Here is a 26,055-nt window from a genome sequence, read left to right as displayed (position 1 = left end):
CGTCCAATACTTTTGCCATCCTCTTTGATACCTTAAAGATATGGAAGCGGTAAAATCTCTTTCGTATTTCTCTTATTGCACTGCAACGTTTGATTCGGGTATCGAGTTTTCAGACCCTTCCGGACCTTGTCATGGATCTGCGTCAAATCCGCTATTTCGTCGCCGTGGCCCGCGAGCGCAATTTCACGCGCGCGGCCGAATACCTCCATATCGCGCAGCCGCCGTTGAGCCGGCAAATTCAATTGCTCGAAGAAGAAGTCGGCGTGCCCTTGCTGATCCGCAATACGCGTCCGGTCCGCATGACCGACGCGGGCCGTCTGTTCTATGAACAGGCGATCCAGATCCTTGGTCGCGTCGAACAGATGCAGGTCGCCGCGCGCCATGTGGGATTGCGTCAGCGCAGCGTGTTGTCGATCGGTTTTGTCGCTTCGGTGTTGTACGCGGGCTTACCGACGCTCATGCGCAAGCTGCGTCACTCGGCCCCCGAACTCGATATTCAGGTGGTCGAGCTGATGTCGCTGCAGCAGGTGGAAGCCCTTAAGGAAGGCCGCATCGATATCGGCTTCGGCCGGATTCGTCACACGGACCCGAATGTCGCGAGCATCGTGCTGCGCGAAGAACGGCTTGCCGCGGTCGTGCCGATCGGTTCGCCGATGGCGAGCGAATCGACGCCGCTCTCGATCGAGCAACTCGCGGGAGAAAAACTCATCGTGTATCCGAACCAGCCGCGCCCGAGCTTTGCCGATCAAGTGCTGAACGTCTTCCATGGCCATCGCGTGCAGCCCGGCGAAGTGCTCGAAGTGCGCGAGATCCAGACGGCGCTCGGTCTCGTGGCCGCCGAATTCGGCGTCTGCGTGATCCCGTCTTCGGCGCGGCAGATCCGGCAGGACGTTCACTACCGGCTGATCGACAGCGACGACGCGACATCGCCGATCATCTTCAATCACCGCGTCAACGACAATTCGAAGTACATCGACATCGTCAAGCAGCTGGTCGCGGAGATGTATGCGGAACCGCAGCGGTGGCTCGATACGCTGCCGGCGCAGGCGTCGCCCGCGCCCGCGACGGACGCGAAGCGGCGCACGCGGACCCGCACGCCGCGTATCAAGCGTTGATGCGAGACGCGACTACCCGTTCGCGCGCCGCAACGGTACGACGTCCGGGTTCGCCGTATGCGCGTCGCGCGCCTGTCCCGACAAGCGCCCCGCCGCGAACTTGGCGATCCGCCATCCGAAGACGATCGCCGGTCCGAGCGTCGTGCCCGGTCCCGGATAGGTGCCGCGGAAAATCGACGCAAGATCGTTGCCGCACGCAAAGAGCCCCGGAATCGGTTTGCCCGACGTATCGAGCACTTCGCCGTTCTCGGTACCGCTGAGTCCCGCGCTGCAGGCGAGATCCGCGGGCCGCACGGTCACCGCGTAATACGGTCCGTCGCCGATCGGACGAACGCACGGATTCGGCTTTTGCGCGGGGTCGCCGTTGAAGCGGCTCATCGGACTGCCGCCGCGCTCGAACTCGGGGTCTTGTCCGGCGGCCGCGTCGCGATTGAATCGCTCTACGGTCTGCAACAGGCCGTTGACGTCGACATCGAGTTTCTTCGCGAGATCGCGCAACGTCGGCGCGGTCACGAGGTAGCCCGAGCGCACGAACGACGCGATCCGCGCGCGATGACGCCCGGGCATCACGAGTCCCAGTCCGTAGTCGCGCAGGAATGCGGCATCGACGATCAGATGCGCGGGCACGCTCTGGCCATCGCCCGTATCGCGCAGCATGCCCATCACGAAGTCGTGATACGAGTTCGATTCATTGACGAAGCGCTTGCCGTGACGATTGACCGCGATCAGACCCGGCTTCGCGCGATCGAGAATGATGTGCGGCCAGACGCGTTCGGTGCCGTCCGGTGCGCGTTGAATCGAACACGGCATCCAGAGACCCGGACTGTCGCCGCCGTCCTCGATGCGCGCCTCGACCTTGACCGCGCGATCGAGGCCGTCGCCCGTATGCGTATCGGGCGACAGAGACAGCGGCTGCGCCGCCGCGGGAAACAGTTGTTTGCGCAGAACCGGATGGCGCGTCAGCCCGCCGGTCGCGAGCACGACGCCGCGACGCGCGCCGATGCGCTTGCGCGTGCCGTCCGGCGACGTGACGATCGCGCCTGTCACGCGTCCTTGCTCGCGCACGAGTTCGACGAGCGGTGTTTCGAAACGCATGTCGACACCGCGCTCGCGCAGGCTGTAGAACAAGCGCGCGGCGAGCGCATTCCCCATGACGAGCTGCGTGCCGCGCGCAAAGCGCAGCCGGTCGATCAGATAGCGGCCGACGACCTCGACGGTCCGCTTGAAGTTCTGACCCGACGCGAAAGGAAACAGCAACGCGTTCAGATCGTTGCGATTGACCATCATGCCGCCCAACCCCATGAACACGTCGCGCGGCGGCCGCACGCGCACGAAATCGCGACCCAGCACGCGCGCATCGAATGGAACGGGCGCCAGCGCGCGTCCGCCATAGGCCGCGCCCGGGCCGTTGACATAGTCCGGATGCGCGGCCGCCGCGACGAACTTGACCGCGCTGATACGCTCAAGCTCGTCGATCGCCTCGGGACCGCTTTGCAAAAACGCTTCACGCGCCGCGTCGCCGCCGCGATCGCCGACGACGGATTCGAGAAACCGGCGCGCGTCGCCGATCGTGTCGGGCACGCCCGCATCGACGCTCAACCGCGTGCCGGGCACCCATGTCGTGCCCCCCGATGTCGACGTAATGCCCCCGACGGCCGCGGTCTTTTCGCAGAGCATCACCTGCAGACCTTCGTGATGCGCGATCAACGCGGTCGTCATGCCCGCCGCTCCCGCGCCGAAGATCAGCAGATCGACCTGCTCATCCCATTGCGCGGCGTTTCGTGGGGCTGCGTCGTTGCGGCTCATGCTGACTTCTCCGTATGCGTGGTGTATCTGCGGCGCTGCGCCGTCTATGACAGTGAGGAATCGGCCCGCGCGCTCACGCGTTCGGGTCCGATAAAAAATCGACGATCCAGCCGCTCACACGTGCAAACATCTGCGTGCCGGTCACGGTCTTGCAGCCGCGCGCGCGGGCGGCTTCGATAAACGGCGTCAGCGGCGGCTTCGTCACGACGTCGCCGATGAACGTCGACGCGCGCAAACGCGAGACATCGATCGGCAACGGATCGCCCTCGCGCATGCCGAGCGGCGATGCATTGATCAACACGTCGTAGGCTTCGGGCGCGACATCGCTCGCGGCCGCGCGCACGGCGCCGCGCTTCAATTCGGACAAACGCGCGACAAGCGCATCGGTGCGCGCCGTATCGGGATCGCGTATATCGAGCGACGCCACGCCCGCCGTGACGAGCGCATGGCCGATCGCCGAACCCGCGCCGCCGGCTCCGATGAGCAATGCGCGTTGACCTTCGAACACGCAGCCGCCGTCGCGCATCGCCGCGATCAGACCGATGCCGTCGGACATATCGCCGCGCCACTCGCCTTGGGGCGTGCGCCGCATCGTGTTGACCGAGCCCGCGAACGCGGCCGCATCGGACAAACTGGCGCACCGTTGCGCACCGCTGAATTTATGCGGCACCGTCACGATGACGCCGTCGACATTGCGCATCGACGCGACACCCGCGAAAAACGCATCGAGTTCATCGGGCGCGACTTGCACGGGGATCACGATCGCATCGCGTCCGGCCTTGCGCATCGCTGCAGTCACGACCATCGGCGAGCGCACCTGGGCGATCGGATCGCCGACGACGAAATACACGCGCGTGGCGCCCGTGAGTCCTTCGTCGAGCGAGACCGCGGTATCGGCGCAAGAGACGGGCGCGACCATCAGACCGCCCCCATCGTGCAGCCGATTTCCTGGCGCGTGCCGTACAACGCGTCGAGATCGCCCGGATTCTTCGGCACGTTCGATACGGTATCGAGCCAGTCCCACTTGTCCGTGATGTGATCCTTGACCTTGAACACGGTCCAACGGCGCAGCATCTGATGATCCCAGGGCCGGAAATACGCGGGCCCGAAGCTGTCGCCGAACTGCACGGTCTCGAGACTGCGCACGATGTCCGCGCCCGATGTGCTCTTCGCCTGATTGAGCGCGCCGAGCAAGGCGCGTGTCGTGAACCAGCCGATCCATGCCTTGTCGGCGGGCGGTTTGCCGAATTTCGCGTTGTACGCCTTGATAAACGCGACTTCTTCGGGCGAATGGTCGGGCGCGCTGAAATGCCAGGGCTTGCCGTAATAGCCGGTCGCGGCCGTTTCGCTGATCGACCAGAGATCCGAGTCGCCGATGATCGGACATGCAACGGGAATCTGGCCTTTGAGGCCCATTTCGGCGTACTGCTTGAGGAACGTCGACAGATCGCCGCCCGGCAAACCGAGCATCACGACATCGGGCTTCGCCTGACGAATCTTGAGGATGTAGGCGCTGAAGTCGGTCGTGTTAAGCGGCGTCGCGTCGGTCCCCGTGATCGTGCCGCCGGCCTGCTTGAGCAGATCCGACATCGAACGCTGAATGTCCTGCCCATACGCATAGTTCGCGACGAGAAAATGCCAGCGTTTGCCGATCGCGAGCAGCGACGGCGCAAGCGCGCGGCACGTCACGGGCGTCGGGCTCAACACGCGGAACGTATACGGATTGCAGCTGCTGCCCGTCAGTTCGCGCGCCGCCGCGTTCGGCGCGATATACGGCGTCTTCGTTCGATATGCGACCGACGAAATCGCGAGCGACGTGCCGCTGTTCGTGCCGCCGATCACGGCTGCGACCTTGTCCTCCTCGACGAGCTTCTGCATGTTCTGCTGCGCGGCTTGCGGATTCGGCTCGTCGTACCAGAGCAATTCGATCGGACGCCCGCGCACCTGATTCTTCGCATCGTCGAGCGCCATCTTGACGCCGTTCGCGATGACCTCGCCCTGCTCGGTCCAAACGCCCTGCTTGGCCAGCAACAGACCGAGCTTGATCGGCTGCTCGCCCTGCGCGCGCACGATCGCGGGCGCCGCGAGCACGGCCGCGCCGCTCGCGAGCGCCTTGCCCGTCGTCACGAGCCAGTCGCGGCGCGTCATGCCGGAGCCGGGCGCGGATTCGCCCGAAACCGTGTCGCCCGTTTGGGATGCTGTCGTCAGGTGGTGCACGTCCTTCATCTGAGTTGTCTCCTGGATCCATCGATTTGACGGCGAGTTTCGTACGCCTGCGTCGCGCCGAATTTTTTGTGAACTTTATTGCAAATTAGAATAGCATTCAATAATCAAATCACATTTCTGTTTTGGCGGATGGTTGGGGCGGGTGTTTACCCGCTCCGGTCCCGGCCGGGGCATCGAACAGTCGAATGAGGAAAAACATGGCTAGGAGACGTTTGGCGGTGGTGGGCGCCGGTGCGATCGGGCGCATGCATGTGGAGCGCGCGCGGCAGCATCCGCAGGTCGAAGTCGTCGCCATTGCGGATCCCTCGCCCGCCGCGCGGGACTTCGCGCGTGCCGAGGGGCTGCGCGACTATCTCGACTACACGGCCATGCTCGACGACGTACGGCCCGAAGGCGTGATCGTCGCGACACCGAATGCGACGCACGTCGAGGTCGGCCTCGCCTGTATCGCGCGCGGGATGCCGGCATTGATCGAGAAGCCCGTCGCCGACGACGTCGGCGAGGCGCACAGGCTAAGCCACGCGGCCGCCGAGTCGGACGTTCCGTTGATCGTGGGCCATCATCGGCGGCACAACCCGATCTTGAGGCGCGCGCGCGAGATCGTGCGATCAGGCCGTCTCGGCACGATCGTCGCGGCCAATGCGCTCGCCACGTTCTACAAGCCCGACAGCTACTTCGACATGGCATGGAGACGGCGCGCGGGCGGCGGACCGGTGCTGATCAATCTGATCCACGACATCGACCTGCTGCGCTTTTTGCTCGGGGAAGTCGTCGAGGTCCAGGCGCTCAGTTCGAATGCCGTGCGCGGCTTCGAGGTCGAAGACACCGCGGCCGTCCTGCTGCGATTCGCATCGGGCGCGCTGGGCACGCTGGCCGTGTCGGATTGCGCGGCGTCGCCATGGAATTGGGATCTCGCCGCGGGCGAAGCCGCGCATTATCCGCGTCAGCTCGTCAACACGCACTTCGTGACGGGGACCGATGCCTCATTGACGCTGCCGCTGCTCGATATCTGGGAATATCGCGCGCGCAAGGGATGGCACGATCCGCTGACCGTCGAACGCAGCACCCCGCACAGCGGCGATCCCTATCACGAACAACTCCGCCATTTCGCGGCCGTGATCGCGCGCGAGGAAACGCCGGTCTGCTCGATCGACGACGCCTCGCGCACGCTCGCCGCCACGCTGGCCGTGCATCGCGCGGTCGAGACGCGCGCCCCGGTCGCACCGCAAGCGCCCGATGCCTCGGCACGTGTCGAGGCATCGACCGCTTGAAAGCGCTTGAAGCCGCTTGTATTCCAGTGTGGAATTGTGTTCTCATTTTGCTTACAGCACGTTGAGTGAGAGAACGACATGGCAGGCAATCTTGAGCGGGCGTTGGCGGTTTTGGAACTGCTGGCGAAAAACGGCGGGCGCATGCCGCTCGCGGAAATCGCGGACACGCTGAATATTCCGCGCAGCGGCACGCATCGCTTGTTGTCGATGCTGATCGATGAGGGCTTCGTGCGCCAGGACAAGGATCATGGCGAATACATGCTTGCCTTGAAGCTCGTGTCGCTTGCGCTGATTTACTTGTCGACGAGCGGCGTGTTCGATATTTCGCAACCGATCCTCGATCGGCTCGCCGAGACGTCGGGCGAACTCGCGCGACTCGGCGTCATCGAGGACGACAAGATCACGTTCGTCGGCAAGGCTCAGGGTGCGCGATCGGGGCTGCGCTACGATCCGGACATGGGCAGCCAGCCGCCGCTGCATTGCACGGCGAGCGGTCAGGCCTGGCTCGCGACGCTGCCCGACGAGCGCGCGATCGAGCTCGTATCGAAGCAAGGCGGACTCGCGCCGAAGGCGCAAAACGTGCCGCGCGCGCCCCGGACGATCCAGCAGTTCCTCAAGGATCTCAACGGTGCGCGCCAGCGCGGCTACGGAATGGCGATCGAGACCTATGAATCGGGCATGACCTCGATCGCGGCGACTGTGCGCAATCCTGTCACACATGAAGTCGTCGGGATCGTGAGTCTTGCGGGTCCGACGACGCGTCTACCCGAGTCGCGACTCAAGGAGATCGCGCCCTCGTTGCTTGCCGCGGCATCCGATATGGGTGCTGCCGCGTTGAGCTCGCCCTACTTCAAGCGCGCCGGACATCGGCCGGCGCAGGACACGGTGTTAGGGGCCGGCGCGCCGGCAACCGGATCGAGCGCTGCGCTCGAGCACGCGCCGGTCAAAAAAGCGCGGGGTCGTGCGTCGACGAAAGCCTGACACGATCGAATGAAGGCACGCCACGGTTCCCGTGCGTCGAGGGTTTCGACGCACGGCCCGAGTCGAATCAATGCGCGTCGCCAAGCACGAGCAAGTCGAAATACACGTGCAGCCACCGCAATCCAATTCGGCGTCGAGGCATATCACGCCTGCGCCGCGCGCACCGGCAAGACAAACCGGAATTCCGCCCCGCGCGCATCGCCGGCCACGGCCCGCAGCGCGCCGCCGTGCGCATCGATGATCGAGCGGCAAATCGAGAGGCCCATGCCGAGACCGCCGGGCTTGGTCGTATAGAACGCTTCGAATACGCGGTCGAGCTGCCCCGCGTCGAGACGCGGCCCCGAATCGATGAGCGCGACCTCGATCGACTCGCCTTCCGCGCGCGCCGTGACGATCGCCAACTCCCGATCGCTCCATGACACGGCGCTCATCGCTTCGAACGCATTGATCATCAGATTGAGCACGACTTGCTGCAACTGAATCGGATCGCCCGTCACGCGCGGCAACGCATCGTCAAGCTGCGCCGACACCAATACGCCGTATTTGATCGCCTCGCTGTGCGCCATCGCGATGACGTCGCGAACGATCTCGTTGATATCGAGGTCGTCGCGTCGCGTCGGCGAACGCTTGACGAGCGCATGAATGCCGCCGACCACCGTACCGGCACGGTTCGCATCGTCGACGATCCGGTTCAGCGCCAGTCGGACCTCATGGATATTCGGCGGATTCGCATCGATCCAGCGCAACGCGGCGCGCCCATTGATGACGGCCGCCGTGATCGGCTGCCGGATCTCATGCGCGATCGACGCCGACAACTGACCGATCGTCGCGATACGATTCGCGCGCACGAGTTCATGCTCGATCTCTCGGAACCGTTGCTCGCTGTCGAGCTTTTCACGTTCGGCGCGCTTGCGCTCGCTGAGATTCACCACGAACGCGGCGCCCTGCCCATCGCGACCGCCGAACGAGGCCGCGCCGATCAACACCGGCACGCGTTCGCCGTCACCGCGAATCAATTCATTTTCGCTGGGTTCGAGTTCGCCGCCCGAAAGCAAGGCATCGAGCGCGCGGTCGTCGAATGCGGTCCAGGCCGGCGATGTCAGATCCGGCCATCGAATATGGCCCGAAATGAGCTGCGCGCGGTCGTAACCGATCATGCTCAGGAACGCATCGTTGGCGTCGACGATATGGCCTTCGGAATCGAAGATGAAAATGCCGACGATATTCGAATCGACAAGACGCCGGATCCGTGCCTCGCGTTCTTCGAGGTTCCGGTAAAGCTCGGTATTTTCCAACGAGATCGCCGCCTGCGAAGCGAGCAGCTTGAGCACGGCCACGCGCGTCGGCGTAAACGCGTGCGAGCACAGATTGTTCTCGAGATACAGCACGCCGACGAGTTTGGCCTGATGCAGGAACGGAATGCACAGCACCGACCGCGCACCCTGCTCGACGATGTACGGATCCTCGGAGAACGGATTCGGCGCCTGTGCGTCGTCGAGAATGATGCTCGTGCGCGTACGCAACACATACTCGATCAGCGACTCGGGCCACGCGCGATCCTCGGATTCGGCGTCGCGCACGCAGAGCGTCACGGCGTCGTCGCCGCTGCCCGTCACGGCTTCGATGCGCTGTTCCGTCGTGCCCGGCAAGACGAGCACGCCACGCACGGCGCCCGCATGTTCGAGCGCCGTTCGCATCAGCGTATCGATGAGCTTCTCGCGCACGATTTCGCTCGATGCCGCTTGCGACACCTTGAGCACCGTCGCGAGATCGAGTTGTTCGACCGGTGCGACGAACGTGCTCGTCAAATCCTGACGGCGCGCTTCGCCTTCGAGGCGCGGGTCGAGTTCGTCGAGATGCCGGACCTTACGCTCGGCGCCCCATCGCCGATAACCTTGCCGCGCATCGCGCAGATAGGTCCGCGCGATCCGCTCGAAGCCGCGCGCGAGGTAGAAGCGCGCCGCAAGCTCGTTCGCCAGTGCCTCGTGGTGCACGAAGCGATTCGCACGCGCCGAACGAATCGCGTACTCATAGCGCTCCATCGCTTCGAAATACTGCCCGGTGACGCGCGCGATCTCTGCCTGGACGAGCGCGGCGCGATGATCGAAATTCTCCGGCCCGTTCGCGGCCCAGATATCGAGTTGGTCGCGATGGCGCGCCAGCGCCTCGAAATGCACCGTGTCGTCGGCCCCCTTGCACACGGCCGCATGCGCCAACGCCGCATAAAAGTGATATTCGGCCGCCTCGAAGATCGACGGCGAGGTCCAGAGCAAACGCTGTGCGTGTTGCGCCGCTTCGATCGCGGCCGCATGACGTCCCGCGAAAAAACGCGCCTGGAGCTTGCGCACCCAATACCAGCATTCGGGCAGCGCAAGCGCGGGCTGACTCGCGAGATGCCGCTCGAACGCGTCCTCGCGAAACGCGCCGTCGTCGAGCGATCCGAATTCGGCGGTCAGGCCGCGCAACATGCGAATCAGCGCGAGCTGCGGCGTGACGATGTCGGTCACGAAGCCGAAGTAGGCTTGCCGCGCAAACGCGAGTCCGTGTTCGGCCTCGGCCTGCGCATCCGACAGCGGATCGCCGGCCGCGAGCAGATTCGTATTGAGGTTGTTGCAGCTATAGGCCGCGACGGTCAGATCGCCGACCGCGTTCGCCGCATCGAACGCGCGTCGAAACAGTTCGCGACTCGCGGTCACATGGCGCGTCCACGGGACGACGAACTGGCCGAACCAAAGATAGGTCCGCGCCTTGAAGCGTTCGAGCCCGCGCTTCTCGACGAGTTCGTAGCCGAGCCGGCCGAAACGGAAACCCGCGTCATAGTCGCCGAAATGCGGCCCCGCGATCATGCCGAGCCAGACATACGCGACGGCCGATCCGTCGCTATGACCTTGTGCAAGACCCAAATTGACCGCGAGACATGCGAACAGCGACAGCAATTTCGCATCGGTAAACAACGCGGGCGGAAACGCCTTGGTCAGCACGTCCATCGTCGCGAGCGCGGCCGGGTGATCCATGAACGGCAGATCGATCAGTTGCTCGATCTCACGATCGCCGACTTGCGCGAGCACGCGCGCATATTCGTGCGCGCCATCCTCGTGCGAGGGATGCGCGGGATAGTCGAGACCCTGGCGCCGCAGATAGTCGAGACAGACCTCCACCGCGCGGCTGCTCTGATTGAGCGCCGTGTAAAGGTCGACGCGCAGGCACGCGACCGCCGATTGCTCGGCCGCGCTCCGCGCGCGCGCCGACAGCAGCGAGAGCCGCAGTTCGGCGGCCTGCATGCTGCCCGTCAGGAACTCGCATTCGGCGCGCGCGAGCGCCAGCGAAAACACGAGATCGTGCGGCCATGAGCCCGGATCGTCGCGCAGCACCGCCTCGCCGAACTCGAGATATTTGAGCGCCGACGCATAGGCCGACGACCGCTTGGCGCGCCGGCCCGCGAGCAAATTGAGCTCGGCGAGCCGGCCGCGCGACTCGCGCGAAGTCATCAGCGACGCGCCGCGATTGAGCTGACTCACGATATCGAAGACCGCCTCTTCGCGTCGATGCTCGGGCATGTGCGCATCGAGCAGTTGTCCGATACGCCAGTGCGCGCCCGCGCGATCGGACTCCGGTATCAGCGAGTAAGCGGCTTCGTGTATGCGATCGTGCGCGAACGTATAGGTATCGTCGAAACGCACGACGAGTTCGTTTCGCACCGCCTCCCAGAGCTGCGCGTGCACCTCGGCTTCCGATGCGGGACGCACGAGCGCAAGCGTCGCCGCGTCGGCGCTCGTGCCGACGCAGGCCAGCCATTCGAGCATGCCGCGCGTCGCATCGGGCAAGCGGCTCAGCTTGCCGACCATGAGCTCGACGACGTTATCCGTATAGCCCTTGGCGCGAATGCGATGAAGATCCCAGGTCCAGCGCGCCGACAAGGGATCGAATACGAGCCATCCTTCCTCGGTCAGCGCCTGAATGAACTGGATCGCGAAAAACGGGTTGCCGCCGGTCTTCTCGTGAACGAGCCCCGCCAGCGGCGACACGGCGTCCAACGAGCCATGCAGCGTATCGGCGAGCAACTGCGAGACGTCGTCGATCGCCAACGGCGCGAGCACGACCTCGTGAACGCGCGTGCCCGAAGCGCGGATCGATTCGAGCATGCGTATCAACGGATGCGACACATCGACTTCATTGTCGCGATACGCGCCGATCACCATCCAGTGCCCGACATCCTGTTGCGTGAGCACACTGCCGAGCAGATCGAGCGTCGCCGCGTCGAGCCATTGGAGATCATCGAGAAACAGGACGAGCGGATGCTCGGCACGCGCGAAAACACCGAGAAATCGGCGGAAAACGCGTTGAAAGCGCCCTTGCGCGTCTTGCGGAGGGAGATCGGGAAGACGCGGCTGCGGACCGAGGATGAGTTCGATCTCGGGGACGAGATTCGCGATGAGCTGCCCGTTCGGACCCAGCGCCTCGCCCAGCGCATCGCGCCAGTATCGAAGCTCGGCGTCGCCTTTGCCGAGCACGCCGCGCACGAGCCCCTGAAACGCCTGGGCGAGCGTGGCATAAGGCACGTCGCGCTGATATTGGTCATACTTGCCCGAGACGAAGAGACCGCGCGGCGGCACAAGTGCTTTGTGAAGCTCGTGGACGACCGACGACTTGCCGATGCCCGAATAGCCCGAGACAAGCGTGAGCTCGGGCACGCCCGTCGCGACGACACGCTCGAACGATGCGACGAGCTGCGCGATCTCGGCGCCGCGGCCATACAGCTTCTCGGGTATCCACAAGCGATCGGACATATCGCGTTTTCCGATTGGAAAACCCTCGATGTCCTGCAGGTTGCCCGCATGCTCGATGCACCACTGCAGATCGGCGAGTACGCCGGCGGCCGTCTGATAGCGCTCCTCGGCCGTCTTCGCGAGCAGTTTCATGACGATCGCCGAGACGACCAGCGGCACGCTCGGCACACGGTCTCGCGGCGTCGCCGCGCGACGCGCGATATGGCAATGAATCCATTCGAGCGGATCGGATGCCGTGAACGGCCATTGCCCGGTCAGCATCTCGTAGAACGTCACGCCGAGCGCATAGAGGTCGGTCCTCGAATCGATCGAGCGATTCATGCGGCCGGTCTGCTCGGGCGCCATATAGGCGAGCGTGCCCGTCATGAGTTCGGGCGGCGACGTCGACATCGCGCGTTCGCGCGGCAGGCGCGAGGCGATGCCGAACCCGGAAAGCCATGCGCGCCCCGTCACGACATCGACGCGCACGTTAGCGGGTTTGACGTCCTTATGAACGATGCCGCTCGCATGCAGGTGCGCGAGCGCCGAACACAATCCCGTCGCGATGCGTAAAAACACATCGATCGCCATCGGCTCGCCGAGCAGCTCGTCGAGCGGCTCGGCCTCCGGCTCCTCGAACACGAGCGCGGTGCGCGCATGATCGCGGACCAGGTCGAGCGGACGGACGGCCCATGCGCTATCCAGCGCGTGCCTGAGCGCGTACTCGTGCGTGAGCATCGCAAGGCCGTCCGACGCAGCAAGCTCCGAGGGTCCGGCCAATTCAAGCAGACGTTCGCGATCGATGCGCTCGTGCCAACCGCGACAATAGAGGCGAGGCCCCTCCTTGCGGATCACCTGGAATTCGCCGTCCGTACCGCAGCCCGCTTCGAGGCCGTCGCGCATCGTGCGTTCTCCGTCCCTTGCCGTTCTTATTGCGATCAGCGCAAAGCCTACCGCACTATTGGGGCCGCAGTCGAAAGGTCCTTTGTATACAAGGCGTATGCGCAGCTCAGGCACGGTCTAAACCATGCCGATGCGGAACGCTCTTAAGCAATATCGCTAACAAAAGCCTTTCATTTCGATGTCGCGCTTGGCATCGCCCGGTATCGCTCGCCGTCGCATTTGGCGTTGAGCCAAAAATCCGGTAAAGCCGGATTTCTCACATTCATATAAAAAATGCTTGGTTGGTTTGGGGATATCGGCTCACTAGACTCGGGCCATCTTGTCATAACAAGTTGGTCATGCCTCCAAACAACCTGGTGCCGCTGTCCCCACAGCCGCTCTATTTGCAGATCAAGGACACGCTGCGCGCGCGCATCCTCGACGGAACCTATCCGCCGCACAGCCAGATGCCGTCCGAGCACGCGCTATGCGCGATGTTTTCCGTCAGCCGGATCACGGTGCGACAGGCGCTGGGCGATTTGCAAAAGGAAGGCCTCGTATTTCGTCTGCACGGCAAGGGCACGTTTGTCTCGAAGCCCAAGGCGTTTCAGAACGTCACCTGGCTCCAGGGCTTTGCCGAAGCCATGTCGTCGATGGGCTATGAAATCGTCAACGAATTGCGCAGCGTGCGCCCCGTCAAGGCGAGCCGGCACGTCGCCGAGCGCCTCAAGCTGGCCGAAGGCGCGAGCGTCTTTGAAATTCATCGCGTGCGTCTGCTGAACCGCGAACCCGTTTCGCTCGAACTCACGTGGGTGCCGGAATCGATCGGCAAGCGGATCGCGAACGCCGATCTCGTCACGCGCGACATCTTCCTGATCATCGAAAACGACTGCGGCGTGCCGCTCGGTCACGCCGATCTCTCGATCGACGCAATCCTCGCCGACGACGACATCGTCGAGGCGCTGCGCGTCGAGGAAGGCAGCCCCGTCTTGCGCATCGAACGGCTCACGCACGACGCGCAAGGCCATCCGATCGACTACGAATACCTGTATTTCCGCGGCGATGCGTTCCAGTACCGGCTTCGCACGGACCGCCAGAAAACGCGCACGCGCGCGAGGAAGACTTCATGAAAACCGAAATTCTCGAATACGACATCGTCGTGGTCGGCGGCGGCACCGCGGGCCCGATGGCCGCGATCAAGGCCAAGGAACGCAACCCCGCGCTCAAGGTGCTGCTGCTCGACAAGGCGCACGTCAAGCGCAGCGGCGCGATTTCGATGGGCATGGACGGCCTCAACAACGCCGTGATTCCGGGCCATGCGACGCCCGAACAGTACACGCGCGAAATCACGGTCGCCAACGACGGCATCGTCGACCAGGAAGCCGTCTACGCGTACGCGAAGCACAGCTTCACGACGATCGAGCAGCTCGATCGCTGGGGCGTCAAGTTCGAAAAGGACGGCAACGGCGACTACGCGGTCAAGAAAGTCCATCACATGGGCGCCTATGTACTGCCGATGCCCGAAGGCCATGACATCAAGAAGATTCTCTATCGCCAGCTCAAGCGCGCGCGCGTCGACATCACGAACCGGATCGTCGCGACGCGCCTGCTGACGGATGCGACCGGACGCGTGAGCGGCGTGCTCGGCTTCGATTGCCGGACCGCCGATTTTCATGTGATCCGCGCGAAGGCCGTGATCCTCTCGTGCGGCGCGGCCGGCCGTCTCGGCCTGCCTGCTTCAGGGTATTTGATGGGCACGTACGAGAACCCGACGAATGCGGGCGACGGCTATGCGATGGCCTATCACGCGGGCGCCGCGCTCGCGAACCTCGAATGCTTTCAGATCAATCCGCTGATCAAGGACTACAACGGCCCCGCGTGCGCATACGTGACCGGACCGCTCGGCGGCTTCACCGCGAACGGCAAGGGCGAACGCTTCATCGAATGCGACTACTGGAGCGGCCAGATGATGTGGGAGTTCTACCGCGAACTCCAGAGCGGCAACGGCCCCGTGTTTCTCAAGCTCGATCACCTCGCCGAGGAAACGATCCAGACGATCGAGGAGATCCTGCACACGAATGAACGCCCGAGCCGCGGACGCTTCCATGCGGGCCGCGGAACCGACTACCGGAATCAGATGGTCGAGATGCATATTTCGGAAATCGGCTTCTGCAGCGGGCATAGCGCATCGGGCGTCTATGTCGACGCGGGCGCGCGCACGACCGTGCCCGGCCTCTACGCGGCGGGCGACATGGCCGCCGTGCCGCACAACTATATGCTTGGCGCGTTCACGTACGGCTGGTTCGCCGGCGCGAACGCGGCCGACGACGTCGCGGGCCGCGACCATGCGCCGGTCGACGAAGCCCAGGTCGCCGCCGAACGCGCGCGCATCTATGCGCCGCTCGAACGCGAGCACGGCCTGTCGGCATCGCAAGTCGAATACAAGTTGCGACGGATGGTCAACGACTATCTGCAGCCGCCCAAGGTCACACGCAAGATGGAGATCGGACTCCAGCGCTTCGAGGAGATCGCCGACGATATCGACGCGATCAAGGCGAACAATCCCCATGAATTGATGCGTGCCGCCGAGGTCCGTGCGATCCGCGACTGCGCCGAAATGGCCGCGCGCGCGTCGCTGTTCCGCACGGAAAGCCGCTGGGGGCTCTATCACCATCGCGTCGATTTTCCCGAGCGCAACGATGCCGACTGGTTCTGCCACACGCATCTTCGCAAGGACGCAACGGGGCGCATGACGAGCGAGAAACGTCCCGTCGAACCCTACATCGTGCCGCTGCACGACGCCGACCGCGGCGCCTACGACCGCTTGCGCATCCGTGAAGACCGCGCGCTCGAGACCGCGAACTAAGGAGATCTCATGTCCTACACGCCGCACGACATCTTTCAGCGCAGCAGCGCACCCGTCACGATCGACGAAGATCGCTGCATCGCCGACAAGGGCTGCACGGTCTGCGTCGACGTCTGCCCGCTCGATCTGCTCGCGATCGACGTCACGAAGGGCAAGGCCTATATGAAGTTCGACGAATGCTGGTACTGCATGCCCTGCGAACGCGACTGCCCGACGGGCGCCGTCAAAGTCGATATTCCGTATTTGCTTCGATAACAGATCGGCCTCCTCCGAACGCCTACGCAACGAAACCTATGAAAGCACCGACTCGCCTGCTCGGCCTTTTTGCCGCCCCACTGCTGCTTGCCGCGTTGAACGTCCATGCCGAAACGATCCGCGTCGCGATCGGCACGCAGGACGCGACGATCAACTGCGCCACCGGCGGCCTGCTGATCCGCGAACTGCATCTGCTCGACAAATACCTGCCGCATACGGGCAAGTACGCGAACGTGACGTACGACGTGCAGTGGCAAAACTTCACGTCGGGCGCGCCGATCACGAACGAAATGATCGCCGGCAAGCTCGACTTCGGCGTCATGGCCGATTTCCCGGGCGCGCTGAACGGCGCGGCCTTCCAGAAAGCCGGCAAACATAGCGAATTCATCACGGTCTTGTCGGGCAGCATCGACGGCAGCGGCAACGGCATCGTCGTGCCGCTCGACTCGCCGTTGAATTCGATCGCCGATCTCAAGGGCAAGACGATTTCGGTGCCGTTCGCGTCGACGGCGCATGGCATGCTCCTGCGCGCGATCAAGGCGCAGGGCTGGAACCCCGACACCGACGTCAACATCATCACGCAAGCGCCGGAAATCGCGGGCAGCGCGTTGAAGTCGGGCAAGATCGACGCGCATGCCGACTTCGTGCCGTACGCGGAGCTGTTCCCGTATCGCGGCTACGCGCGCAAGATCTATGACGGCGCGCAAAGCCGCACGCCGACGTTTCATGGCTCGCTCGTCGATGTGGACTTCGCGCAGAAATATCCCGAGATCGTCGTCGCCTATCTGCGCGCCGCGATCGAAGCGAACCGCCTGATCGCCGAGAATCCCGAGCAATACAGCCTGCTGATCGAAAAGGTCACGGGCATCGAAGCGCCCGTCGACTATCTGTATCACGGCCCGCTCGGCGTGCAGACGCGTGATCTGACCTGGAAGCCCGAATACCGACAAGCCGTCGCGACCGCGATCGATACGCTGAAGCTGCTCAAGAAGACCGACGTCGATCTCGATCCGAAGACCTTCGTCAACGATACGTATATCCGCGCGGCATTCAAGGCCTCGGGCCTCGACTACGACGCGGCACTGAAAAACTACGCGCCGCAGCCGCTCGTCGCCAACGATGCGAAGACGGGCAAGCCGATCGGCGATGTACACGATGTCGCGCAGGTCTGGTTCGAGAACGAAGCCCGCGTCCGCACCTACACGGAGCCGGGCGAAGCATTCACGGCAATCGGCGCCGCGGGTTCGTCGGTCAAGGTTCGCGCCGTCTACGTGCGCGATCACGACAGCGGTCTCAAGCTGTTTGCGCCTCATGCGTGGTACGTCAAGGACGCACACGGCAGTCTGACGGCGTTCCTCCTCAAGAGCAACGCGGACGCCTTCGCGCAGCGCACCTCGGGCACCGTTGCGGACTTCGCCGCGGTGAGCGGCACCGCATCGCAAGCGCTCGCATTGCATTGACCTCGCGCGTATCGCGGCATGCGCCGCGGTACGCGCCACCGGATCGAACCTTTCGACAGGAACCCGCATGGCCACCCCGCTCGCTTCGCCCCACACGAAGTCCGGACTACCGGGCCTGCCCGCGCGCGCGGCGCGCACCGCATCGCCGACGCGACGCCGCGCACTGCGCGTCGGCTCGCTCGCGATCTTTATCGCCGCCTGGCAACTCGCCGTGCATTTCCAGCTTTCGCTCGGCATCGTCAAGTTCGCGAACGTGCCCTCGCCGACCGACGTCGTGCCCGCGCTCGTCGCGCTGCTGCATTCGCCGAAATTGCCGATGCATCTGAGCGCGAGCGTGATCCGCGTACTCAGCGGATTCAGCGCGGCGGCGATCGTCGGGGTCGGTCTCGGCCTCGCGATCGGCCGGTATCGCGTGCTCGAAGACATCTTGCTGCCGCCGCTCGAAGTGCTGCGGCCGATTCCGGCCGTCGCGTGGATTCCGCTCGCGGTGCTCATGTTTCCGTCGTCCGAGATCAGCATGATGTTCATCACGTTCATCGGCGCGTTATTCCCGATCCTGCTCAATACGGTCCATGGCGTCGAAGCCGTCGATCCGCGGCTCGTCGCCACCGCGCGCGGCCTCGGCGCGGGTCCGCTGCGGCTCTATGCCGAAGTCGTGCTGCCGGGCGCCGCGCCCGCGATCTTCACGGGCCTTTCGATCGGCATGGGCACCGCATGGTTCTGCCTCGTCACGGCGGAGATGATCGCGGGCCAATACGGCATCGGCTATTTCACGTGGGAGTCGTACACGCTGCAGAACTACGCGGACATCGTCGTCGGCATGGCGTTGATCGGCATCCTCGGCATGGGCAGCAGCGGGCTCGTCAAATACGCCGGGCATCTCGCGACGCCCTGGTATCGCGCGCGAGGCACCCGTCAATGACGCAGATCGACCCTGCCCGGCATGCGCCGGGCCATGTCGGCGTACGATCGCTGACCGTCGAAGTCGGTCCCGCGCACGCGCGGCTCACGACGCTCGATGCGCTCGACCTCGATATCGCGCCCGGCGAATTCGTCTGCGTGCTCGGACCGTCGGGATGCGGAAAATCGACGTTGCTCGGTGCGATCGCCGGACATATCCGGCCCGCCGCCGGCGAGATCGCGATCGACGGCGTGCGTGTCGAACAACCGCATCCCGAACGCGGCCTCGTGTTCCAGCAGCACACGCTGTTTCCGTGGAAACGCGTGATCGACAACGTTGCGTTCGGCCTCAAGATGAAACACGTCGGCGCGCGTGACCGACATCGCGAAGCCGCGGCGCTGCTCGATCTCGTCGGTCTGACGGGATTCGAATCGCACTATCCGGCGCAGCTTTCGGGCGGCATGCAGCAACGCGTCGAGATCGCGCGCGTACTCGTCAATCAGCCGCGGATCCTGCTCATGGACGAGCCGTTCGGCGCACTCGATGCGCAGACGCGCCGCAAGATGCAACTGCTGCTGCTCGATATCTGGTCGAAGATCCGCACGACTGTCGTCTTCGTGACCCATGACGTCGACGAAGCGCTCTTGCTCGGCGACCGCATCGTCGTGTTATCGCAACGGCCCGCGCGTATCGTCGCCGATTTCAAGGTGCCGCTCGCGCGTCCGCGTGACGAAGCGAGTACGACCGACGCCGCATTCGTCGAGCTCAAGCGCGCCTGCCTCGCCCTGCTCGACGCCAAACATTAATTCGAAGCGCGGACGCTCCATGTCCGTGCCCCCGCACCGATTTCGCACCACTATGACCGACCTTTCCGATTTTCTCGACACGGGGGCCTTGCCCGCTCAAGCCGGCGCGCTGATCGAGCGCTTTCGCGACGCGGATCCCGCCGTGCGGCGCATCGCGCTGCTCGACCTCGCGGATATCGAGGACCCCGCGCTCGTGCCCGTACTGATCGCCGCGCTGCGCAACGATCCGTCCGCGGACGTGCGCTTCGAAGCCGCGCAGATTCTGGCCGCTTGGGAACAGGCGCCGGTTGTCGAAGCGCTGTGCACGGCCTTGCTCGACAACGATCGCAAAGTCCGCGAAGCGGCCGCGCAAAGCCTGTCCGAACTCAAGGATCCCGATGCAGCCGCGGTGCTGCGGCGTTGGGTCGAACACGCGGATCCCTTCGTCAAGCAATCGGCGTTGCGCGGCCTGCGCGAGCTTCGCGACGCGGACGCCTTCGATCCCGCGCTGGCTGCGCTGGCCAACCCGCACTCAGGCGTGCGGCTCGAAGCGGTCTCGGTGCTCGGCTGGCTCAAGGATCCGCGCGCGCTCGCGGGACTCGCGGCGCTTGCGACCACGGACACCGGCGCCGACGTACGGCGCGCGGCGGTGGGTGCATTGGGCTTTGCGCCGTCCGGCGATCGCGGGGTCGCCGCCGCGCTGATCCGCGCGCTGCGCGACGACGCCTGGCAGGTCCGCGAAGAAGCGGCGACGACGCTCGGCAAACTGCGCGCGCCGGCGACGGCGGAGTTGATCGCGGCGTTGGACGACGACTATTGGCAAGTGCGCTTGCGCGCCACGCGCGCGCTCGGTCAACTTCGCGATGCGGACGCCGCGCCGGCCGTCACGGGCTTGCTGACGCACACGATCAGCAATCTGCGCAAGGAAGCGGCGCTCGCGCTCGGCGAGTTCCGCATCCGCGCCTCATTGGACGCACTGCGCACGGCGCTTGAGGATCCGGATCCCGAGGTCCGCAAAGCGGTACGTATTGCGATTCAGCAAATCGAGGAAGCCACGGCATGAGTATCGATATCGAGCACAGATCGACGCGGCGTTCGGAGCAATGTCGCGCTCCCGATCGACGCATGCATCGTGCTCGTCATCCATCGAATCGATCCGTGCGACACGCAAGATGAATACACCGACCGAAATCCGGCTTGACACGGCACGGCGCGCGCTCGCGCTGACCTGGGCCGACGGCGACACGCGAACGCTCACGCATGTCCAGCTTCGCGCAGCGTGCCCGTGCGCCGACTGTCGCACGCTTCGACTGCGCGGCAATGACGTCGAGGCGAACCCGGACGTCGTGCTGACCGGTATCGAACCCGCGGGCTACGGCGTGCAACTCGTCTTCAGCGACGGTCACGCGCGCGGGATCTATCCGTGGCCGTATCTCGAAGCGCTCGCCGCGCGACGGGATGCGGACTGAACGCGCAATTCATGCGGAACGCGCCGTATCGAGGCACTCGGTATCTCGATACGGCGCGCTTGTGGCATGCGGCCGCGATGCGCGTTCAATTCACGCCGCTCAATACGCGCCGTGTGCCGCTTCGTATTGACGATGGGCGGCGACCAACGCGCGATTGGCCTCGGGCCGCGGATAGTTCGGACCTTCGTCTTGCGGCAACGTCCCGTTCAGGAACGCCTTACGCAGTTGCGCTTGCACTTGCGCGCGCGTCACGTCCTGCGCGGACGCCGCGTGCGCAACGCTCAACGACACGGCGGCCAGCGCCATCAGCGCGCATCCTTGAATCTTCTTGATCATCTTCGTACTCCGGTGTGTGACCCACGACATGCAGGCATGAGTCCACTCTAGCGGCGTCGCGCCGAAAACCGGTCGTACGATCATGAAGTTCGCTTAATCGAACGCGCCTTCGCCCAAAGACTCGATTCGCGGGATCGCACACGGCACCGAGGTCGCTTTCCCATCGCTCGAATCTCGCATACGGCCGGCCGGGCGCGCTAGGACGCAAGATCGATGCGATAGCCGATGCCCGACACGGCGGCGATCGTCGAACGCGATCCCAACTCGGCCAGACGCTTGCGCAAACGGCTGATCGTGTACGTGAGCGTTCTGCGGTCGGCGTCGGTCCGATGGAACGCGTAGTGAAGCAGTTCGGCATACGACGCGACCGCGCCGGGCTTTCGCATCAGACATTCGAGCAGCAAATACTCGCCGTGCGAAAGCGCGAGCGTGCGCGCGCGTGCGGGATCGCCGTCCATGTCGAGCACCAGGCATCGGCGCGCCGCGTCGAGCCGGTCTCGGCGTTCCGGATGGGCCTGCGTGCCGATGCCGGCCGCTCGGTCCGGTACGCGCCTGCGTGCCAACGCGTCGAACACCGCCATCAGCTCGGCAAACGAAAAACGCCGGTCGAAACACGCATCGGCGCCCGCGCGCAGCATCGCGGCGCGATGATCCGCATCGGTCCAGTTCGCGATCGCGATGACGATATCGACGAAGGTCTTGGTCCTGAACAGGGTCGCAAGCCGTGGCGTCGCATGCGGATCGAGCAGAATGACCGCGTCGAACGTCTCGGTAAACGCGATATACGCGGCATCGCGTTCATCGTCGACGAGCGACACGCTATGACTCGCTTCGATAAACGCGTTCGCGAGGTAGTCGCGTACGGGACCGCCCGCGCCGACGCAGAGGATACGCATATGCCGCGTCACGCAATCGACTGCGGCCAGCAGTCGAGATGGATCGTCGTGCCGTTGAGCGTATCGACGATCTCGAAGCCGAAATCATGCAGATGCGCGACCGCGAGCACGACGGATAAGCCGAGACCCGAGCCCGGAATATCGCGCGTGCGCGCGCTCCGGTAAAAGCGTTGCACGACGGCGTGACGCTCCGACGGGTCGATGCCCGGACCGGTGTCGCTGACGGCGATGCGCGGACCGTTCGCGGTCCGCGTCAACGCAATGCGCACCGATCCGCAGGCCGGCGTGAACTTGATCGCATTGTCGACGAGGTTGCTGAGCGCCTCGAACAACAACGGATAATCGGCCTCGACGCTGAGATCCGGATCCGTCTCGATCGTCACGCCGACGTTCTTGAATTCGCCCATCGGCGCATACAGTTGATGAATACGATCGACGAGCGCGCCGAGATCGACCTGCTTGAAGCCGCCGCGCCGTCCCATCGACTCGATCTCGGAGATGCGTAGCATCGCGCCGAATCGGGCGAGCACGTCGTCGGACGCGGCGAGCGCCTGTTCGACGAGCGCACGCCCCTCGCCTTCGTCGATGCGGCCGATCGCGCGGCCGAGCAGCGTGCGCACATGGATCAACGGCGTGCGCAGATCGTGTGCGATGCCGTCGCATGCGCCCTTGACTTCCGCCATGAGCCGCACGACTTCGTCGAGCATGTGATTGATGATATGCGTGAGCAAGTCGAGCTCGTCGCGTCGCGCCGCCGGAAGACGTTCGTCGAGATGGCCTTGCGCGATGCGCAGGGCCACGCGCTGGACCTCGCGAATCCGCCTTAGCTGCCGCCTTCCGTAGACGAGGCCGAACGTGCCGCCCGCAAGAACCATCGCGAGCCCGCCCCAGATCAAGCCGCCGAGCATGAAGTCGCGCAGCCGGATCATTTCGTCGACGTCGCGCGCGATGACGATCGTCGATCCGTCGGGCAAGTGTTCGGCCATCATGCGCGTGCGCGGCGAGGGCCGCACGGTATGCGAATCGAGCACCGGCTGGATCCATTCGCCCTCGCCGTCGATCGTCAGGCTCGCGGGCAATTCGAGGACGTCACCGAGCAGCCATCGGCCATGACTGTCGAATAGCCCGTAGTAATTGACGGGACGATGCGCATCCGCATGAATGCGCGCGAGGATCCGATCGCGCAGCGCATCGTGCGGGAGCGCCTGGAAATAGCGGAACTGCCAACCGATCGTAAAGTCGGCCTGCGTGGCCGTGTAAGTCGCCGACTGCCAGTAGTTGACGCCGAACAGCACCAGCACCGACAACGCGAAAAACGCCGCGTAGGCGAGCAATACACGCAGGATCGTCGTACGCCAGGGACTGATCAACGCGGGACCGGATGCCTTCACTCGAGGATGTACCCCGCGCCACGCACCGTGCGAATCAGGGGTTTGAGCCCGGACATATCGAGCTTCTTGCGCAGCATGCCGATATGCACGTCGATCACGTTCGTACCCGGATCGAAGTGCATGTCCCAGACGGCCTGAAAAATCATCGTCCGCGTCAGGATCTGTCCTGCGTTGCGCGCGAGGTATTCGAGCATCCGGAATTCGATCGGGGGCAATGCGATCGTCTGATCTCCGCGGCGCACGGTGCGATTGAGCAGATCGATTTCCAGATCCGTCGTGCGGATCATCGTTTCGACCGGCGTCTTCGCATCGCGCGCGCGGCGCAGCAGCACTTCGACGCGCGCGACCATTTCGTTCGCGCTGAACGGCTTCGCGAGATAGTCGTCGCCGCCGCCGCGCAGGCCGCGCACACGCTCGTCGACTTCGGACAACGCACTGATCATGAGCACCGGCGTGTCGACGCCGACGCCGCGTATCGTCTTCACGATCGTGAGACCGTCGATGCCGGGCAGGATGCGATCGAGCGTGATGAGATCGCACTCGGCGCATAGCGCGCGCGCGACGCCTTGATGACCGTCCGTGACCCACTCGACGTCATAGTTCGCCTCGGTCAGCGACTCGACGATCTCCCGCGCTACGACGGGGTCGTCTTCAATCGTGAGGATTCGTTGCATAGGTGCATTCCCATCGTGTTTGTGCGTCGCGATGCGGCCAGGCGCACCGATCGGCACTCGGGTCCAGTGTAGGGAACACACCCGTTCTTTTGCATCGCACAAAAATGAAGATAATTTTATAAAGGCACGAGATCAACCATCATCAAACGTAATGACTGCAATCAAATCGTTTCAATTGCTTGATGCATGGGCGATGACTAAGCTGATCCGACCGTGCAGCACACGCGAAAAAAATAGAGCGAGGAGAACGCATGACTGACACTTCAAACCCTGGACGTCGCCGAGCGCGACACCGTGCTTCGACGATCGCCGCCTGTCGCAACGCGATCGTGGCGACGCTCGTCGGCGCGGCAGGCACCGCATCGGCGCACGCGGTGCAAACGTCGATCGCCATGACGCCGGCGGCATCGCATACGATCGAAGACCCTGCACAAGCGTGCGCCGCGCTTCAGCAAACCGCCTTCGCCGATACGACGATCGCGTCGGCGAATATCCTGCCCGCGCAGAGCACGCTCAAAGACCCCGACGGCAAACCGGTCGTGACATCCGTGGCCGTCTGCCGTGTCGTCGCGACCGTCAGCACGCGGCCCGACGAACATATCGGCATCGAAGTCTGGCTGCCGGCCGACGACTGGAACGGACGTTTGCTCGGACTCGGATCGGGCGGTTTCGGCGGGGCGATCCTCTATAGCGCCCTCGCGCCCGCGACCGCGCGCGGCTTCGTCGCCGTCAATACCGACACGGGTCATCAAGGCGGCGCGCAAGGCGCGATCGGTCAGCGTCTCGAATGGGCCGTCAATCCGACGCAGCTTCGCGACTGGGGGCATAGCGCGGTACATGAAATGACGGTGACCGCGAAAGCGATCACGCGACGGTTCTATGGCCATGCCGCATCGCATGCGTACTACTCGGGCTGTTCGACGGGCGGCGCCGAGGCCATGGAAGAAGTCGAGTACTACCCTGACGACTACGATGGCGTTCATGCGGGTTCGCCCGGCATGGGCTATAGCCACCTGATGGAAAGTTTTCTCTGGAGCGCCAAGCTGCCCGCCCAACAGCCCGAGGCCAAGCTGACGCCCGCCGCGCTCGGCGTGCTGAGCCATGCGGTGCTGCAAAGTTGCGAAGGCGCGAACGCCGTCAATGACGGCTTCCTCGCGAATCCGATGCAATGCCGTTTCGATCCGGCGACGATTCAATGCAAGGCAGGCGACGACCCCTCGACATGCTTGAGCGAAGCGCAGGTTCACGAAGCCGAACGCCTCTACTCGCCGGTCGTCGACTCGCGCACGGGTAAGGAACTGTATCCGGGCTTCGTACACGGAAGCGAGAATCAATGGGCCTTGATTCAGGGCGCGCTCGTGCCGAACTACGCACAGCCGCTCGTCGCGAACGTCGTCTTCAACGATCCGAACTGGGACTGGACGACCTTCGATTTCGGCGCGGACAGCGACCGGCTCGACGCAAAGCTGGCTCCGTCGAGCGATGCGATGCAGACCGATCTCTCGCGTTTCAAAGCCCATGGCGGCAAGCTCATCATGACGCAGGGCTGGTCGGATTCGTTCAACGCGCAGACGCTGCCGATCGAGTACTTCAACGACGTCGCGCAGCGCGAAGGCGGCATCGCGAAGACGCAGCGCTTCTTCCGGCTCGTCATGATCCCGGGCATGAGTCATTGCGGCGGCGGCACGGGGCCGACGACGATCGGCGGCAATACGCCGCCCGTCAAGCTGTCGCCCGAACGCGACGTGGTGACGGCGCTCGAAGCATGGGTCGAACACGATCAAACGCCCGGCACGTTTATCGCGACGAAGTACGTCGACGATACGCCGTCAGCCGGCGTGCGCTTCGAACGGCCGGTCTGCACGTACCCCGCGGATCTCGATTACGACGGCCACGGCGATCGGCGTGACGCGTCGAGCTATCGATGCGTCGTGCATCATCCGTAGCCGCGCGTCGCCATCCGTAGCGTGTCGCG

The 26,055-nt window shown here is 64.3% G+C and carries 20 protein-coding genes; 12 read left to right on the top strand and 8 right to left on the bottom strand.

All coding sequences use genetic code 11. The annotated features are described in order from the left end of the window. Positions 1-131 precede the first annotated feature (131 nt). The gene (locus tag D7S86_RS12510; protein WP_121086846.1) at positions 132-1,115 is read left to right on the top strand and encodes a LysR family transcriptional regulator; all 984 of its coding nucleotides are present in this window, start codon (positions 132-134) and stop codon (positions 1,113-1,115) included. A gap of 12 nt (positions 1,116-1,127) precedes the next feature. Here the strand turns inward: D7S86_RS12510 and D7S86_RS12505 are convergent, their stop codons facing one another. From D7S86_RS12505 to D7S86_RS12495, 3 genes are all read right to left on the bottom strand, one after another. Beyond that, entirely contained in the window at positions 1,128-2,921 is a 1,794-nt protein-coding gene (locus D7S86_RS12505; RefSeq protein ID WP_121086844.1) for an FAD-binding protein, read from the bottom strand. Between the two features lie 73 nt (positions 2,922-2,994). After that, complete coding sequence (locus D7S86_RS12500; RefSeq protein ID WP_121086842.1) at positions 2,995-3,840, bottom strand: shikimate dehydrogenase family protein; 846 nt, start codon at positions 3,838-3,840, stop codon at positions 2,995-2,997. Next, the gene (locus D7S86_RS12495; RefSeq protein WP_205962797.1) at positions 3,840-5,147 is read right to left on the bottom strand and encodes an ABC transporter substrate-binding protein; all 1,308 of its coding nucleotides are present in this window, start codon (positions 5,145-5,147) and stop codon (positions 3,840-3,842) included. The genes D7S86_RS12500 and D7S86_RS12495 overlap by 1 nt, the downstream gene beginning before the upstream one ends. A gap of 197 nt (positions 5,148-5,344) precedes the next feature. Here D7S86_RS12495 and D7S86_RS12490 point away from each other — a divergent pair, with 197 nt between their 5' ends. Next, positions 5,345-6,418, top strand: coding sequence for a Gfo/Idh/MocA family protein (locus D7S86_RS12490; protein WP_121086840.1), 1,074 nt, complete (start codon positions 5,345-5,347; stop codon positions 6,416-6,418). A gap of 78 nt (positions 6,419-6,496) precedes the next feature. Continuing rightward, entirely contained in the window at positions 6,497-7,399 is a 903-nt protein-coding gene (locus D7S86_RS12485) for an IclR family transcriptional regulator (protein ID WP_240648104.1), read from the top strand. 143 nt (positions 7,400-7,542) lie between these two features. Here D7S86_RS12485 and D7S86_RS12480 read toward each other — a convergent pair whose 3' ends face one another. Further along, positions 7,543-13,068 (bottom strand): trifunctional serine/threonine-protein kinase/ATP-binding protein/sensor histidine kinase, encoded by a 5,526-nt coding sequence (locus D7S86_RS12480; protein WP_121086838.1) that lies wholly within the window; start codon positions 13,066-13,068, stop codon positions 7,543-7,545. Positions 13,069-13,406: 338 nt separating this feature from the next. Between D7S86_RS12480 and D7S86_RS12475 the strand changes: the two genes are divergently transcribed. From D7S86_RS12475 to D7S86_RS12440, 8 genes are all read left to right on the top strand, one after another. Continuing rightward, positions 13,407-14,177, top strand: coding sequence for a GntR family transcriptional regulator (locus D7S86_RS12475; RefSeq protein WP_121086968.1), 771 nt, complete (start codon positions 13,407-13,409; stop codon positions 14,175-14,177). Next, a complete protein-coding gene (locus D7S86_RS12470) occupies positions 14,174-15,913 on the top strand; it encodes a fumarate reductase/succinate dehydrogenase flavoprotein subunit (protein ID WP_121086836.1) in 1,740 nt (579 codons plus the stop codon). The genes D7S86_RS12475 and D7S86_RS12470 overlap by 4 nt, the downstream gene beginning before the upstream one ends. A gap of 9 nt (positions 15,914-15,922) precedes the next feature. Continuing rightward, a complete protein-coding gene (locus tag D7S86_RS12465) occupies positions 15,923-16,168 on the top strand; it encodes a 4Fe-4S dicluster domain-containing protein (RefSeq protein ID WP_121086834.1) in 246 nt (81 codons plus the stop codon). Positions 16,169-16,206: 38 nt separating this feature from the next. Further along, positions 16,207-17,628, top strand: a complete 1,422-nt coding sequence (locus D7S86_RS12460; RefSeq protein ID WP_121086832.1) for an ABC transporter substrate-binding protein — start codon at positions 16,207-16,209, stop codon at positions 17,626-17,628. Between the two features lie 67 nt (positions 17,629-17,695). Then, complete coding sequence (locus D7S86_RS12455) at positions 17,696-18,550, top strand: ABC transporter permease (RefSeq protein ID WP_121086830.1); 855 nt, start codon at positions 17,696-17,698, stop codon at positions 18,548-18,550. Then, on the top strand, positions 18,547-19,335 hold the full coding sequence (locus D7S86_RS12450; protein WP_121086828.1) for an ABC transporter ATP-binding protein: 789 nt from the start codon (positions 18,547-18,549) through the stop codon (positions 19,333-19,335). The genes D7S86_RS12455 and D7S86_RS12450 overlap by 4 nt, the downstream gene beginning before the upstream one ends. A 52-nt stretch (positions 19,336-19,387) precedes the next feature. After that, complete coding sequence (locus tag D7S86_RS12445) at positions 19,388-20,377, top strand: HEAT repeat domain-containing protein (protein ID WP_121086826.1); 990 nt, start codon at positions 19,388-19,390, stop codon at positions 20,375-20,377. A 109-nt stretch (positions 20,378-20,486) separates the two neighbouring features. Beyond that, positions 20,487-20,783, top strand: a complete 297-nt coding sequence (locus tag D7S86_RS12440; RefSeq protein ID WP_121086966.1) for a gamma-butyrobetaine hydroxylase-like domain-containing protein — start codon at positions 20,487-20,489, stop codon at positions 20,781-20,783. Positions 20,784-20,882: 99 nt separating this feature from the next. Here D7S86_RS12440 and D7S86_RS12435 read toward each other — a convergent pair whose 3' ends face one another. From D7S86_RS12435 to D7S86_RS12420, 4 genes are all read right to left on the bottom strand, one after another. Next, entirely contained in the window at positions 20,883-21,119 is a 237-nt protein-coding gene (locus D7S86_RS12435) for a DUF4148 domain-containing protein (protein WP_158601933.1), read from the bottom strand. A gap of 197 nt (positions 21,120-21,316) precedes the next feature. Further along, positions 21,317-22,015 (bottom strand): response regulator transcription factor, encoded by a 699-nt coding sequence (locus D7S86_RS12430; RefSeq protein ID WP_147432313.1) that lies wholly within the window; start codon positions 22,013-22,015, stop codon positions 21,317-21,319. Between the two features lie 8 nt (positions 22,016-22,023). Further along, the gene (locus tag D7S86_RS12425; RefSeq protein ID WP_121086820.1) at positions 22,024-23,406 is read right to left on the bottom strand and encodes a sensor histidine kinase; all 1,383 of its coding nucleotides are present in this window, start codon (positions 23,404-23,406) and stop codon (positions 22,024-22,026) included. Next, on the bottom strand, positions 23,403-24,080 hold the full coding sequence (locus tag D7S86_RS12420; protein ID WP_121086818.1) for a response regulator transcription factor: 678 nt from the start codon (positions 24,078-24,080) through the stop codon (positions 23,403-23,405). Before D7S86_RS12420 ends, D7S86_RS12425 begins: the two co-directional genes overlap by 4 nt. Positions 24,081-24,331: 251 nt before the next feature. Here D7S86_RS12420 and D7S86_RS12415 point away from each other — a divergent pair, with 251 nt between their 5' ends. Further along, positions 24,332-26,026 carry a tannase/feruloyl esterase family alpha/beta hydrolase gene (locus D7S86_RS12415; protein WP_121086816.1) on the top strand — a complete coding sequence of 565 codons (1,695 nt, stop codon included), beginning with the start codon at positions 24,332-24,334 and terminating at the stop codon, positions 26,024-26,026. Positions 26,027-26,055: the final 29 nt, after the last annotated feature.

This window comes from Pararobbsia silviterrae (assembly GCF_003628125.1).
GTDB classification, from domain to species: Bacteria; Pseudomonadota; Gammaproteobacteria; order Burkholderiales; family Burkholderiaceae; genus Pararobbsia; species Pararobbsia silviterrae.
The sequence above is the reverse complement of the archived record's forward strand: the minus strand, read 5'-3'. Positions and strand labels throughout refer to the sequence as shown.

Excerpts from the sequence above, each read along its gene's own strand:
- D7S86_RS12495 (WP_205962797.1), bottom strand. The coding sequence starts at position 5,147 with ATGAAGGACGTGCACCACCTGACGACAGCATCCCAAACGGGCGACACG.
- D7S86_RS12420 (WP_121086818.1), bottom strand. The coding sequence starts at position 24,080 with ATGCAACGAATCCTCACGATTGAAGACGACCCCGTCGTAGCGCGGGAG.
- D7S86_RS12465 (WP_121086834.1), top strand. The coding sequence starts at position 15,923 with ATGTCCTACACGCCGCACGACATCTTTCAGCGCAGCAGCGCACCCGTC.
- D7S86_RS12505 (WP_121086844.1), bottom strand. The coding sequence starts at position 2,921 with ATGAGCCGCAACGACGCAGCCCCACGAAACGCCGCGCAATGGGATGAG.
- D7S86_RS12415 (WP_121086816.1), top strand. The coding sequence starts at position 24,332 with ATGACTGACACTTCAAACCCTGGACGTCGCCGAGCGCGACACCGTGCT.
- D7S86_RS12430 (WP_147432313.1), bottom strand. The coding sequence starts at position 22,015 with ATGCGTATCCTCTGCGTCGGCGCGGGCGGTCCCGTACGCGACTACCTC.
- D7S86_RS12485 (WP_240648104.1), top strand. The coding sequence starts at position 6,497 with ATGGCAGGCAATCTTGAGCGGGCGTTGGCGGTTTTGGAACTGCTGGCG.
- D7S86_RS12475 (WP_121086968.1), top strand. The coding sequence starts at position 13,407 with ATGCCTCCAAACAACCTGGTGCCGCTGTCCCCACAGCCGCTCTATTTG.
- D7S86_RS12460 (WP_121086832.1), top strand. The coding sequence starts at position 16,207 with ATGAAAGCACCGACTCGCCTGCTCGGCCTTTTTGCCGCCCCACTGCTG.
- D7S86_RS12490 (WP_121086840.1), top strand. The coding sequence starts at position 5,345 with ATGGCTAGGAGACGTTTGGCGGTGGTGGGCGCCGGTGCGATCGGGCGC.
- D7S86_RS12435 (WP_158601933.1), bottom strand. The coding sequence starts at position 21,119 with ATGATCAAGAAGATTCAAGGATGCGCGCTGATGGCGCTGGCCGCCGTG.
- D7S86_RS12455 (WP_121086830.1), top strand. The coding sequence starts at position 17,696 with ATGGCCACCCCGCTCGCTTCGCCCCACACGAAGTCCGGACTACCGGGC.
- D7S86_RS12450 (WP_121086828.1), top strand. The coding sequence starts at position 18,547 with ATGACGCAGATCGACCCTGCCCGGCATGCGCCGGGCCATGTCGGCGTA.
- D7S86_RS12445 (WP_121086826.1), top strand. The coding sequence starts at position 19,388 with ATGACCGACCTTTCCGATTTTCTCGACACGGGGGCCTTGCCCGCTCAA.
- D7S86_RS12510 (WP_121086846.1), top strand. The coding sequence starts at position 132 with ATGGATCTGCGTCAAATCCGCTATTTCGTCGCCGTGGCCCGCGAGCGC.
- D7S86_RS12440 (WP_121086966.1), top strand. The coding sequence starts at position 20,487 with ATGAATACACCGACCGAAATCCGGCTTGACACGGCACGGCGCGCGCTC.
- D7S86_RS12500 (WP_121086842.1), bottom strand. The coding sequence starts at position 3,840 with ATGGTCGCGCCCGTCTCTTGCGCCGATACCGCGGTCTCGCTCGACGAA.
- D7S86_RS12470 (WP_121086836.1), top strand. The coding sequence starts at position 14,174 with ATGAAAACCGAAATTCTCGAATACGACATCGTCGTGGTCGGCGGCGGC.
- D7S86_RS12480 (WP_121086838.1), bottom strand. The coding sequence starts at position 13,068 with ATGCGCGACGGCCTCGAAGCGGGCTGCGGTACGGACGGCGAATTCCAG.